The 12,749-nt window shown below is 65.8% G+C and carries 15 protein-coding genes and 1 pseudogene; 12 read left to right on the forward strand and 4 right to left on the reverse strand.

The annotated features are described in order from the left end of the window. The coding region (locus AAGI46_10565; protein ID MEM1012646.1) for a hypothetical protein at positions 1-330 on the reverse strand (330 nt) is incomplete at its 3' end. Positions 331-453: 123 nt separating this feature from the next. Between AAGI46_10565 and AAGI46_10570 the strand changes: the two genes are divergently transcribed. Further along, positions 454-1,368, forward strand: a complete 915-nt coding sequence (locus AAGI46_10570; protein ID MEM1012647.1) for a hypothetical protein — start codon at positions 454-456, stop codon at positions 1,366-1,368. Between the two features lie 11 nt (positions 1,369-1,379). Next, positions 1,380-2,576 carry a PLP-dependent aspartate aminotransferase family protein gene (locus AAGI46_10575; protein ID MEM1012648.1) on the forward strand — a complete coding sequence of 399 codons (1,197 nt, stop codon included), beginning with the start codon at positions 1,380-1,382 and terminating at the stop codon, positions 2,574-2,576. Here AAGI46_10575 and AAGI46_10580 read toward each other — a convergent pair whose 3' ends face one another. Next, a complete protein-coding gene (locus AAGI46_10580; GenBank protein ID MEM1012649.1) occupies positions 2,577-3,416 on the reverse strand; it encodes an AraC family transcriptional regulator in 840 nt (279 codons plus the stop codon). Between the two features lie 65 nt (positions 3,417-3,481). Between AAGI46_10580 and AAGI46_10585 the strand changes: the two genes are divergently transcribed. Further along, a complete protein-coding gene (locus AAGI46_10585; GenBank protein MEM1012650.1) occupies positions 3,482-4,225 on the forward strand; it encodes a phytanoyl-CoA dioxygenase family protein in 744 nt (247 codons plus the stop codon). A 32-nt stretch (positions 4,226-4,257) separates the two neighbouring features. Here AAGI46_10585 and AAGI46_10590 read toward each other — a convergent pair whose 3' ends face one another. Then, a complete protein-coding gene (locus tag AAGI46_10590) occupies positions 4,258-5,916 on the reverse strand; it encodes a hypothetical protein (protein ID MEM1012651.1) in 1,659 nt (552 codons plus the stop codon). A 10-nt stretch (positions 5,917-5,926) separates the two neighbouring features. Next, on the reverse strand, positions 5,927-7,672 hold the full coding sequence (locus tag AAGI46_10595) for a hypothetical protein (GenBank protein ID MEM1012652.1): 1,746 nt from the start codon (positions 7,670-7,672) through the stop codon (positions 5,927-5,929). Between the two features lie 254 nt (positions 7,673-7,926). Between AAGI46_10595 and AAGI46_10600 the strand changes: the two genes are divergently transcribed. The 9 genes and pseudogenes from AAGI46_10600 to AAGI46_10640 all read left to right on the forward strand — a co-directional run bounded on the left by AAGI46_10600 (position 7,927) and on the right by AAGI46_10640 (position 12,476). Next, a complete protein-coding gene (locus AAGI46_10600) occupies positions 7,927-8,334 on the forward strand; it encodes a hypothetical protein (GenBank protein MEM1012653.1) in 408 nt (135 codons plus the stop codon). 3 nt (positions 8,335-8,337) lie between these two features. After that, complete coding sequence (locus AAGI46_10605) at positions 8,338-8,601, forward strand: hypothetical protein (GenBank protein MEM1012654.1); 264 nt, start codon at positions 8,338-8,340, stop codon at positions 8,599-8,601. Between the two features lie 42 nt (positions 8,602-8,643). Then, positions 8,644-8,895, forward strand: coding sequence for an AtpZ/AtpI family protein (locus tag AAGI46_10610; GenBank protein ID MEM1012655.1), 252 nt, complete (start codon positions 8,644-8,646; stop codon positions 8,893-8,895). Next, positions 8,892-9,335 carry a hypothetical protein gene (locus tag AAGI46_10615; GenBank protein ID MEM1012656.1) on the forward strand — a complete coding sequence of 148 codons (444 nt, stop codon included), beginning with the start codon at positions 8,892-8,894 and terminating at the stop codon, positions 9,333-9,335. Before AAGI46_10610 ends, AAGI46_10615 begins: the two co-directional genes overlap by 4 nt. Beyond that, complete coding sequence (gene atpB / locus AAGI46_10620; protein ID MEM1012657.1) at positions 9,332-10,303, forward strand: F0F1 ATP synthase subunit A; 972 nt, start codon at positions 9,332-9,334, stop codon at positions 10,301-10,303. The genes AAGI46_10615 and atpB overlap by 4 nt, the downstream gene beginning before the upstream one ends. 296 nt (positions 10,304-10,599) lie before the next feature. Then, on the forward strand, positions 10,600-10,830 hold the full coding sequence (locus tag AAGI46_10625) for an ATP synthase F0 subunit C (protein ID MEM1012658.1): 231 nt from the start codon (positions 10,600-10,602) through the stop codon (positions 10,828-10,830). 88 nt (positions 10,831-10,918) lie between these two features. Then, complete coding sequence (gene atpF, locus AAGI46_10630) at positions 10,919-11,530, forward strand: F0F1 ATP synthase subunit B (protein ID MEM1012659.1); 612 nt, start codon at positions 10,919-10,921, stop codon at positions 11,528-11,530. A 37-nt stretch (positions 11,531-11,567) separates the two neighbouring features. Beyond that, entirely contained in the window at positions 11,568-12,107 is a 540-nt protein-coding gene (gene atpH, locus AAGI46_10635) for an ATP synthase F1 subunit delta (protein MEM1012660.1), read from the forward strand. A 48-nt stretch (positions 12,108-12,155) separates the two neighbouring features. Then, a pseudogene (locus AAGI46_10640) lies at positions 12,156-12,476 on the forward strand (F0F1 ATP synthase subunit alpha). Positions 12,477-12,749 lie beyond the last annotated feature (273 nt).

The following is a 12,749-nucleotide window of genomic DNA, read 5'->3' on the forward strand; positions in this document are numbered from 1 at the left end:
CGATCCTGCGACAGTCGGAGCGTGGCGTCGGAACCACTCATCGTCGGCTACGCCGGGCTCGACCCCGATCAGCCAAAACGGCCTGGGCTGGTGACGGCGTTCGGTGTGGCGAGCATTGACTCTCGATACGTTGGGCTGGCCGCCGCCAAATGCGAACGCGGTCGGCAGTGCATGCATCAGCAACGTCTGCCCGCCGCACAACAGGCCAAACATGACGCCAAACGTCCCGATGACAATGCTCGCCACACCGAACGCCGTCACCAGCCCAGGCCGTTTTGGCTGATCGGGGTCGAGCCCGGCGTAGCCGACGATGAGTGGTTCCGACGCCACGCTCCGACTGTCGCAGGATCGGGCGAACGTTCAAGTGGCCGTGCTGCGGCTGCACGTGTGAGGGCTAGTCGATCTGTTCGTCGCCGGTCGTTGCGATTGGTAGTCTGCCTCGCGAGGTTCGCCATGCATCGAAAGCTGATTGCCATCGTTCTCGCACTCGCCCTGTCGAGCGTCGCCTTTGCCGAAGAGGCCGACGTGGCAACGCCGGCTTTGCCCGACGGGTGGCAGGCGACGACGTTGTCGACGGGCGTCGTCATGCACCATCCGGCCGATTGGCGGACGACGGAGATGCCGGGGCAACTGGTGATCCTGCCGGCGGGCTTTGACGTGAACTCGGAGATGTATCGCGGCTCGGCCACGCCCACGCCCGTGCGGTCGATCACCGATCCGGTGCTGCTTCAGCAGACCGACATGCTGATGTCGCAGCTCCAGCCAGGACTGCGACGAGCGGGTGAGCCCGTCGAGACGCCGTCGGCACTGGGCGATGCGATTCGCCTCGGATACGCTGGCACGCTTGGCGATGGTCGGCCTGGGCAGGCGGTGGTGTACGGCGTGCTGTACCAGGGCCATGTCGTCGCGATGCTGGGGCTCGGGACCAATGACTTGATGGCAAAGCGTGGCGAGACGCTCAGAGCGGTCTTCGCGTCGCTGCACAAGCCGGCCGCTGAGGCCGTGGCGGCCGGTGGCGAGGTCGACCCGAAGCTCGTCGGCCGGTGGCTGGCCAGCACCATCCACAAGCAACGCATCGGCCGTGGCGGGACGTACGCATCGACGAACACGGTCTACACGCTCAAACCCGACGGCACGTGGACGAGCCGATCGCAAGGCGTCATTCAGGCTGAGGGCGATCACGGCGGGACGATCGATGCGACCTTTGACGACGCCAATCGCGGCACGTGGTCGGCAGCGAACGGCCGGCTGACCGTCAAGAACGCGGCCGGCCAGGGCTACTCGGGGTCATACAGCGTCTTCAGCAACGGCGTGGAGATCGTGCCGGACGGATCGGACTCGAAGATTCTGCTCGAGCCGGTGAACTAGGGTCGCGGCCCATGCAGGCGATCAACGAACGCACACCGGCCCTCGAGACTGTGGGCGGCATCCGGGCCAAGGGCTTTGCGACGCGCTGCGTCCATGCCGGCGTCGACCAGGACGACAGCTACAAGTCGGCCACCACGCCGATCTATCCGACCAGCACCTTCGGCTGGCACGGCCTGGGCAAACCGGCCACGTACGACTACACGCGCAGCGGCAACCCGACGCGTCGCGCGCTCGAGGAAAACCTCGCCGCCCTCGACGGCGGCGTCGATTGCCGGGCGACCAGCACGGGCATGAGCGCCGTCACGGCCGCGATGAACCTCTTCGAAGCGGGCGACCACGTCATCGCCGGGCACGACATCTACGGCGGGACGTATCGGCTATTCGCCGACGTGTTGCCCAAGCTCGGCATCGACGTGTCGTTCGTCGACCTGTCGGATGTCGGCAACATCGATGCGGCCAAGACGGACAAGACGAAGGGCCTTTGGATCGAGACGCCGAGCAATCCGCTGCTGAACATCCTCGACGTCGGCAAGCTGGTCGACGCAGCGAAGAAGCACGGCCTGGTCACGATCGCCGACAACACGTTCCTCTCGCCTGCACTGTTTCGTCCGATCGAGCACGGCGTCGACGTGGTCGTCCACTCGGCAACGAAGTATCTCAACGGCCACAGCGACGTGGTCGGCGGCGCGGTGGTGTGCGGGTCGGACGAGCACGCCCAGCGGATCAGCTACGTCGTCAACGCGATGGGCCTGGCCCAGAGTCCGTTCGACAGCTGGCTGACCCTGCGAGGCGTCAAGACGCTCGGCCCGCGCGTCCGGCAGCACTGCGACAACGCGATGAAGGTCGCGATGTTCCTGAAGGAGCACGGGGAAGTGGAACGCGTCTACTACCCTGGCCTCGGCGATCATCCTGGGCATGACCTGGCGAAGACGCAGTTCGACGGCTTCGGCGGAATGGTGAGCTTCGACCTCAAAGGCGGCTTCGAGAAGGCGAAGCGCGTCATGCCGTCGGCCGAGCTGATCCTGCTGGCCGAGAGCCTCGGCGGGATCGAGTCGCTGTGGGAGCACCCGTGGTCGATGAGCCACGTCAGCATGAGCGAAGCCGCCCGCCGCACCGCCGGCATCGGCGAGGGTCTGGTCCGGTTGAGCGTCGGCATCGAAGATGCGGGCGACCTGATCGCCGACCTCGATCGAGCGTTGTCGGCGTGATCACAAGAGCATCGCCTTGCGGTACGCCGTCGGCGTCATGCCGACGTGCTTCTTGAACGCGGCGGCCAGATGCTGGCTGCTCGAAAAGCCGAGTTCGAACGCGATCTGCGTTACCGACTGCGACGATCTCGACAGACGAATCCGGGCGGCGTGAATGCGAGCCTGCAAGATCAACTCGCCCGGACTCCTGCCGAAGTGCCTGCGACATAGCTGGTGCACGCGTGTTCGACCGAGTCCCGTCGCCTTCTGCAGATCGGCGACTCCGATGACACGCGATCCGCTCGCATCGGCAATGAACGCACGAATCGCGGCGACGGCCTTGGAAGACGTCGTCGTCTGGATCGCGTCTCGCGAACGCAGGACATCGGAAGCAAGTGTCTTCAGAACGCCATCGAACAGACTCGGCGAGTCTGGCCTAGTCATCTGGCACTCGGTCATCAAACGTTCGTGCGCCGCGAGCATCTCGTCGAATCGCGGCGACTGCACAATGAACGGCGGGCTCTGGCGGAGTCGCCGAGCGAGCTCGGTGTCGGTCAGCTTGCCGCAATCGACCTGCAGCCATGCCAGGCCGCCCTGATCGAACACTTCGATTCGCGAGCCGTGCACGACGCGTGGCGGCGTGAAGAAGAGCGAGCCGGCTGAAACGTCACGCTCGTCATCGCCCAGCGTCCACCGCATGCATCCGTGTGTGATGAAGCAGATTTCGTGGACGTCGTGCGTGTGGAGCGGAAGCGATCGCTCAGCGACGTAGCGGCGGCTCCGACCAATCGCGGTGGCCGCCGTGTGAGGAATCTGCGTCCCCATGTATCGCTCGATCTGACGCTGCCGACGGGCCGACATGGTCAGGATTGTTCACTCCTCTGTGATGAACGCAACGGGCGATAATCAACATATCTTGCCCATCGATGACAGCTACCACCACCTCCGGTCACATCTCAGCCGACGAGCGAGAACGTTTCCTCGATAACGGCTACATCGTTCTCAAACAGGTTGCGACTGATGAAGATCTTCAAACCTTCCGCGGAATCTACGACAAGCTGTTCGAAGATGCCGCTGCCAGTGGCACGACCAAAGCGCTCGGCGGCATCGATGAACAAGGACGGCAAAAACTGCCACAAGTGCTCGGGCCGCACCGGGACGTGCCGGAGATCCTCGACATGCCGTACATGAAGCGGCTCGACCTGATCGCCAAGGACGTCTTCGGACCTGAAGCCGAGTTCAAGTCGACGCACGCCATCCTCAAGCCCGCTGGCTACGGCATTGCAACGCCATGGCACCAGGATCAGGCGTACGGCGATCCATCGATGCACTACCGCAACATCAACTTCTGGTTGCCGCTCGATGGCGCGACGGTCGAGGGTGGATGCATGCAGTACGTCCGCCATAGTCACAGAGGCCCGATGATGCCGCACGAGTACCTTGAGCCGAGCAACAAACAAACGGCTTTGGTCGCCAGCGATCAGGACTATTGGTCCGCCAACGCCGATGCCGGCCCGTGCGAACCGGGCGACGTCGCGTTGCACCACAGTTACTGCATGCACTATGCCGGTCCGAACCGTTCCGACATCGCGAGGCGGGCTTTCATCGCGGTGTTCCACGCGCCGCCGACACCACTGAAGCGTCCGTGGGTGCTGCCGTGGCAGCAGTGACGATGAGGTTCGCGCAGACGAACCACACTGCTTCAGCTTGAGCCGGCCTCGCCGAGCTGCAGGACGTCGTCGATCTTGTCCGCGAGCATGGAGGTCGAGGTCAGTCGCAGGCCTTTCCACGTGGCGTCGATGAGGTGGTCTCGTTCGGCGACGTCGATCGACGGGATTGCCTCGGCGGGCTCGTGGTCGCTGGACATCGTCACGCCGACGACGCCGAAGGTCGGGCCGAGTTCGGCGAGTCGCGTCGGGCCATTGCGATGGACGTCGCCTGAGGCGATGACGCGGACGACGCCTTCGTCCGACTCGACGTTCCAAGCGACATCGGCACCATCGACCGACGCCCGTCCGGTGGCGACCTCGACCCGCTCGCCGCCGGCGCGAATGACGACGCCGGACTGCTGAGCGTCGACGTCGAGATTCGTCCCCTGCACTTCGATGACGAACGCGATCTTGCGAAGGTCGAACCGCCCGTCGTCCGGGCGGTCGAGTCCAGGGTGCCAGGCACCCAGTCCGTCGACGAGGCCGAAGGCGGACAGGACGGTCCCGGCGTCCTGCTCCTGCCGGACGAAGCCGCTGGCGAAGTCTTCGCCGTTGACCTGGACTCGGTTCCGGACGATGAGCAAGCCTTTGTCGGTTGCGGCGTAGCCGATGAGCGGGCGTCGTTGGGTCCACGTGATCTCGACGTCGGTCGAGCCGAGGCACCGGCGATCGGTCATCCACGACGTGATGTGCCGGCCGGAGTGCTCTGCGCCGGTCGGGCCACGCGGAATCTCGAGCACCGTGGTCCGCTCGGCGTCGCTGACGAGTTCGAGCAAGTCCGCCGGACAAGGCCGCTGCCAGGGCGTTGTCGCGTTGGAAGCCGTCGCTGGACCGATGCCGCGTAGCGACAGGAATTGCGTCATCTCCTCGCGCATCGCATCCGCGTAAACCCGCGAATGCGGCCCGCACCACTGGCCGGTCGCCGGGTGGTACGAGTGGACGATTCGGCCCCAGTACCAACGCGAGATCTGCTCGGCGATGTGACGGGTGTTCTCGTTCTGACAAATCGCCAGGGCCGTCTCGGTCGCTTCGATGCCGACGCGGTAGTAGACCGAGCTGTTGTACTCCGGCACGACGCCGAACGCCTCGGCTGCGCGGTACATGTTGCCCAGCCGACGTTGGCCGTAGTCGATGAGGCTTTCGTCGCCGAGCAGCTCTCCCGCTGTCACACAGACGACGCCGCCCAGAACGCAGATGTTGGTGTACCCCGGCTGCGTGTTGCGGCGGAAGATCGCACGCGTCGCACGGTCGAGCGCGGCACGACTCGCGTCGCGCAGGTCGTCAGGCAGAAGCGCTCCGTCGCGCTGCGCGTCGAGCCAGAGGATCTTGCAAAGGCTCTCGCCGATGAAGTCCGCCCAGTTCCAATCCGGCGGGGCCATTTCTTCAAGCGATTCCTCGAAGAAGTAGGACCAGATGCCAAAGGCCGGACGCGTCGGGTCGGTCTCCTGGTGCGACAGGATGATGCCCAGCGCCCGTCGCGCGTTGTCGAGATCGCCGTCGGGCGTCGCGAGCTGACTCGCCGACCACGCGGCCGACTCGCGAAATGGGTGGACGACCGCACCGGGGGCAAGCTTCGTGTGGTAGCCCTTGTTGTTGACCACCTGACGCACGAGGCCGACCTCGACATCGAACTCTGATTCCTTGACGCTCATCGGTGCGAGCTTACCGGGTCTGTGGCACCCGTTGGGTCCGTGTCGACAGGCTCGTCAGCACCGTCGCTGCCAAACGTCCAACGCACCACGTCGCGTACAGCCCGGCCGACACAACCAAACCACCCAGCGTCGCGGCACCGGCAATCCACGCCCACGACCCGTGCCAGTCGAGCCAATCCCGGCCGACGACGTCGGTCGACGCGGCCGTGATGAGCGCGACGATCAGCGTTGAGCCTGCGAGCAGCATCGCGATGGCCAGACAGCCGGCGATGTCGCGTCGGCCATGGGCGTTGGCAACAGTGACGAGGTAGCCGTACAGCAACAGCGTCGCCGGCAACTCCAACAGGCCCGACGCGACCAGACGCACCTTGCTCTCTTGCGACAACACCGCCCGTGCGTCGTTCTGCAGCGGACCCGCAGCGGCGACGATGGTCAGCATCGCGCCAATGCCGATCGTGCAGAGCCAACGGGCGACGAGGCGGAGCGTCTCGTTGCCGCCGTTGCCGCGAACGGTGATTGCCCAGACGACCAGCAGCGTGACGATCGCCTGCCAAAGGGCAGCGTTGGTCGGCCGACCGTAGTGCGTCCGTGTGCCGGTGTAGACGTTGTGGCCGTTGAAGAGGAAGCTGGCATCGAGCATCGGGCCGACGAAGCCGAGGTACGGCAGGTCCCCCAACACGCCGAAGTGCCGCGGCATCCACATGGCCGACCGCAACTCGTCGAGCGTCATCAGAAGCCAGCCGACGAGCCCCGCCAACAGCACGAACGCGGCGGCGTTGCGACGAACGCGAACGACGGCCTGCCTGGCGACAACGGCAATCGCGTCGCCGCCGCCGGTCACCGGCTTGACCCACGGCCCGAAGCCGACGACGGCGTGTCGGCGGATCAGTCGCATGATGCCGTCGAACGCCAGCAGTGCCCCGACCACCGAGGCCGGGCCGTAGATCGCCATGCCGACGGGCATCATCGATTCGGGCAGCTTGTCGGCGATCGGCTCCTTCAGCAGCATCGCCGCACCGGCCATCGCGATCAGTGGCACGGCGATCCAGCCGGCCAGTCGCAGCGACATGGCCGCCCGTTCGTCGCCGGATGCGAGTCGCACGAGGTAGAGGTAAAGCAGGAGCGTCGCGGGCAGTTCGACGCCGCAGACGAGCAGGACGAAGAAGCTCTCTCGGCCGTCATTGCTCCACCAGTGGATGCCCTGCGTGCTGAGGGTCATGCCGATGCCCGCGCCGAGCAGGGCTGTCGTGCCCCAGCGGGCGAGGCGGCGGAGTGTCTCGCCGTGGTGGAAGTCGCGAGCGGGCCGGGGCGACGTGACGAGCCAGATCGCCAGCGCCGTCTGGACCGAGGCGACGACGCCGGTAACGCCCCAGTGGCCGGGATAGTTGCCGACGGACCGCTGGACGAGCATCGCCGCCCAGACCTTGGGCCCGGGGAAGTTGACGACGACCAGCGACCCGCCCAGCTCGTCGCGAAACCGCATGGCCAGCGTCACGCCGAGCAGCGTGAAGGTGCTGGTCAGCAGGAGGACGAGGCCGATGGTGGTAAGCCGAGCGTGGGCGGCTTCGTCGTCGACGATCGCGACGCTCGTCTCAGGCTCGGCCGGGTCGAAGCCGCACTCGGGACACCGCGCCGCGGCGGAAAGGCCGTGACGGAGGTATCCGCACGCCCGGCACCGTCCGGCGGCGGGTGCGTCTGGAATCAGCGTGAGATCGACGCGCTGCCGGTGGTCGGCAGGCGGAGCAAGAGTCGGCATCGTCGGCCCTCCATGGCCTGTGGACGCGAACGGGTTTTCACGCCCACGACTCCCGCGAGCGGCACCAGACTAGCGGAAGCTGCTGCCAGTTGAAGGGGTGTGCAGAAGTCGGCCCGACGTCATCCTGAGCGAGCGCAGCGAGTCGAAGGACCTCGTCCGGTCTTCGTCGCGGACCCGCTGCGAGGTCCCTCGGCTGCGCTCGGGATGACGGAGGGGTGGTACCGGCTGATCACGGGCGGCTCCTAGCTTTGACGATGCCGGTCGAGCGCCTCGTCGTCGTGCGACACATCCCGTTCGAGGGTCCCGCCGCCATCGCGGAGTGGGCGAGGTCGCGTGGCCTCGCCGTCGTCGACGTGATGGCGACGGCGCTGCCCGAGGTTCGGGCGACCGACCTGCTCGTCTCGATGGGCGGGCCGATGAGTGTCAACGACGACGACGCTTGGATCGCCGAGGAGCAGTCGCTGATCCGCCAGCACCTCGTGACCGGCGGTGCGTTCGTCGGCGTCTGCCTCGGCGCTCAACAGCTCGCGGCGGCGTTCGGCGGAACGGTCGCCCCGGCCGTCGACGAGCACGGCTGGCTGCCGGTCCACGCGACGCAGGCCGGCCTCGACTTCGGCCTGCCAACGGCGCTCGTCCCCTTCCACTGGCACGGCGAAGCCTGAACCTTGCCCGCGGAATCAACGCTGCTCGCCTCCACCGACGGCTGCGAGGCCCAGGTCTTCACGATCGGCCCACGAGCCATCGGCCTGCAGTGCCACCTCGAAGCCGGCCTGGAAACCGTCGACGCTTTGCTCGAGCACTGCGGCGCCGACCTCCGTGGCGGCGAGTACCAGCAGTCGGCAGACGCGATGCGCGACGAGACGCCCGATCGCGTCACTGCGGTTCGCCCGATCCTCGATCACGTGCTCGAGACGATCTGCGACGCTTGAACGAGCGTGTCGCACTCCATTGCGTCGCGATACCCTTTACCCGTGAGCGAGAAGGAAGACTTCGTCGCCGAGTACCGACGCCGCGAGGCCGAGCAGCGGGAGTCCGCGTCGTGGCACCGGCTCGCCGGGTCGGCCACGGAGTTCGCGGGCGGCGTCATCGTCGGAGCGCTGGCCGGCTGGGGCATCGACCACTGGCTCGACACCACGCCCTGGGGCTTGGTCGTCGGCACGCTCGTCGGCTTCGCGGCGGGTATGTTCGCGCTGGTCAAGCTCGCCAAGGACGCCTTCAAGTGAGCCGCCTCCTCATCCGACTCACGGCCCTGGCGGCGGTCGTGCTGACGCTCGCCACCGGCGGCATTGCCATCGCGATCGATCAACTGTCGCTCTGGATCGCCACGTCGGCCCTCGGCCTCGCGATGCTGCTCGTGTCACTCGGCCCGACGGCGTGGGCGTTGACGCGGATCGACGACGCCTCGGCCGACACGCTGCCGGGGCTGGCGAGCGTGATCGTCGTCGCCAGCCTGCTCAAGGCCGGGGCGGCGGCGGGCGGGGTGCTGGTGCTCGTGATGCTGCTCGAACAGCCGACGTGGACGACCTTCAGCTTCGTCGCGGGGTGGTACGTGGTGCTGACGGGCGTGCAGGTCGGCGTGGCGGGGTGGGCGTTCTGGCGACGCGACGGCCAGCGCGTTGAATCCGCTGCTGCGGGTTCTAGTGTGACTGCCCCGCCGCCATGACCGACACCCTGTTCGACCCAAGCCTGCTCTCGAACCTCAGCCATCCGGTCCTGGCCGCCGGCGAACTGATCGACAGCGTCAAGCCGAAATACTACGAGACGTTTGGCGTCAAGCTGATCAACAGCCACATCCTTTTGATGCTGCTGTCGGCCGTTCTGATGCTGGCGATCTTCCTGCCGATGGGACGCCGCTACGCCGGTGCCGCCTCGACCGAGAAGCCCGTGCCGGACGGCACGAGCAACTTCTTCGAGGCGATCATGCTCTACCTGCGGGACGATGTGGTCCGCCCGATCCTGGGCGACGCGACCAACACGTACATCCCGCTGCTCTGGACCTTTTTCTTCTTCATTCTTTTCAACAATCTCATCGGCCTGCTCCCGCTGGAGCCGCTGCAGCGTGGGCTGTTCGGTGCCCTCGGGCTCGACTGGTACCCGGTCTACGGAGCGGCGACGGCGAACCTGTACGTCACCGGTGCTCTTGCCCTCGTCGCTTTCGTCGTGATCCAGATCGCCGGAATCAGGGCGAATGGGCTAGGCGAATACCTGAAGCACTTCCTCGCCGGAGCCCCGGCTTACATGGCCCCGATTCTCGTGCCGGTCGAGATCATCGGCATGATCGTGAAGCCGGTGGCCCTGATGATTCGCCTCTACGCGAACATGGTCGGCGGCAAAATGCTGCTCCTCATCCTCACAGGACTCGGCGTCACTGCTTTTGAAGCGATGGGGCCCATCGGCGGGACCGGCGTCAGCCTGATCGTGATCGTCGGCAGCGTCGCGATCATGGTGCTCAAAGTCTTCGTCGCCTTCCTCCAGGCGTACATCTTCATGTTCCTGACCGCCCTGTTCATCGGCCTGCTCGTGGTCCACGACGATCACGAGGAGCACGACGAGGAACACGCCCACGACATGGACGACACGGCCGAGCTGCCCGAGGCCGCCGTCCAAGCCGGAGCCCGGATGGCCGGCTAGACACATCGAACCACCCGTCGCGGCGACCGGATCGGGCCGATCGCCACCTCCCCGGGTCGGACGCGTTTGGTGCCCCTTTTCGGCCCCGTCCGGCGACGAGTCCCCACCCGGCGACCCCGAACGCCCGGCTGATCCCCGGCAGGATCACCCCTCAACCACCCATGAAGAAGTTCTTCGCACTGGCCATCGCGGCCCTCCTGTTCCTCCCCGCCACAAGCGCCTTCGGTCAAGACGGCGTGACGGTCGCCCCCGTCACCACCGAGCTCGACGCCGCCGACGAAGCTCAGCGGACGGCCATCGTCGACAGCAGCCTGGGCAAGGGCCTGGGCGTGCTCGGCCTGGGCATCGGTCTCGGCCTGCTCGTCTACGGTGCCGCGATGGGCATCGGCAACATCGGTGGCCGCGCCGCCGAGAGCATCGCCCGTCAGCCCGAGGCCGGCGGCCGAATCTTCACCACCATGATCATCAGCGCCGCCCTCATCGAAGGTGCGACGCTCTTCGCGATCGTGGCCTTCATCATCAAGTAAGGCATCACCGCCTTTTCACCGCGGCCGGCACTACCGTGTCGCCCGCGGCTTTGTCCTCCGGACCTCCGTCGCTCTGCCACTGACTGCCATGTCGCCTTCCCGTCTCGCCGCCGCCGCCGTCCTGCTGCTTCCGTCGATCGCCCTTGCCGCTGCCGCCGAGGGTGAGGAGAAAGCCGGCGGAGGTGGGCTGTTCGAGCCGATCAGCTTCGCGACGATCGCAACCAGCGTCATCACGCTGCTGATCTTCCTAGGCCTTCTGGCGGTGCTCGCCAAGTTCGCCTGGGGCCCGATCGTCAGGAGCCTGGAGGAGCGCGAGAACCGCATTCGTGGCGACATCGAAGCCGCCGAGGCCGCCCGTGCCGAGGCCGAGAAGGCCCGCGAGGAGTACCGGGCCGAGCTCGCCGGCGCCGAGCAGCGTGTCCGCGACCTCATGGCCCAGGCTCAGACCGACGGCCAGCAGCTGGCGACCCGCATCAAGATGCAGGCCCAGGAGGACGCCGAGGAGATCAAGGAGCGGGCCAACCGCGAGATCGAGCAGAATCGCCGCGACGCCGTCGAGCAGATCCGCACCGAAGCCGCCGAGTTGGCCGTCGCGGTCGCCGAGAAGATCCTTCGCCGCGAGGTGACCGCCGGAGACCAGAGCACGCTGGTCAATGCCAGCCTCGACGAGCTGGAAAAGACCGACGTCGCGACGGCCTGACCGTTCTTCATTGCCGCTTCCTCCTTCCTTTCCTGCGATGAAGACCCAGCACTCACAAGCCGCGCTCGCCTACGCCGAGGCCCTCGTCGAGTCGGCCGAGGAGCGGAACAGCCTCGAAGCCGTCGCCAACGACGCCGGTGCCCTCAAGTCGGCACTCGACGACAATCCGGACCTCGTGCCGTTCTTCCGTGATCCGTCGATCACGCAGGAAGAGCGTCAGGCCGTGCTCGACAAGGCGTTGGCCGACGCGGACGAGACGTTCAAGCGGTTCGTCGCCATCCTTAACGGCCGCGGCCGGATCGGCAGCCTGCCCGAGACCCTCGACGCCTTCGAGTACCTGCTCGACCAACGCCTCGGCAAAGTCGAGGTCGACGTCACCACCGCCAAGTCACTCACCGACGACGAGCTGGCGAACGTGACCGAGCGGCTCACCAAAATCCTCGGCCGCGACCCGGTCGTCCACCAGTACGTCGACGAATCGATCATCGGCGGCCTCGTCCTCCGCGTCGGCGACACCGTCCTCGACGCCAGCGTCCAACGCCAGCTCGAAGCAATGCGCGAGCGACTCCGCTCGTAACGTGGGCCCGGTCCCACCCCACAAGACCAACCAGACTCCCTTCCCACCATGGCCATCAACGTCAGCGAAATTACCAGCGTCCTCAAGCGCGAGATCAGCGACTTCGAGGATCGCCTGAAGGTCAGCGAAGTCGGCACCGTCATCGAAGTCGGTGACGGCATCGCCCGCGTCTACGGCCTGAAGAACGCCATGGCCGGCGAGCTGCTGGAGTTCGAGGGCGGCGTCATCGGGCAGGTCTTCAACCTCGAAGAAGACTCCATCGGCTGCGTCATCTACGGCAACTACCTCGACCTCAAGGAAGGCGGGGAAGTTCGCTCGACAGGTCGCCTGCTCGAAGTCGCCGTCGGTGACGAGCTCATCGGCCGCGTCGAGAAAATCCAGCGAGCAGCTTACAATAGTCAATACAGAGAAAAACTACTCAATTTTTAAATGCGATTGCCCTGGTGGTCAACCCCTGATTGACCAGTAGCCCTAACATCACTTTATTTCTGATTTCCTTTGGCGTAGTGTCTGGATATTGATTGTAAAGTGCTTACAGCTCGTGGGGTTCTAGTGTTTAATTGCAATAATAGTATATATTACTATTTATCTTTATACGTATGGGAAGACGTGCGCCAACCATCAAAATACGAGAAGAAGATC

It is taken from the genome of Planctomycetota bacterium (assembly GCA_038746835.1).
Taxonomy (GTDB): domain Bacteria; phylum Planctomycetota; class Phycisphaerae; order Tepidisphaerales; family Tepidisphaeraceae; genus JBCDKH01.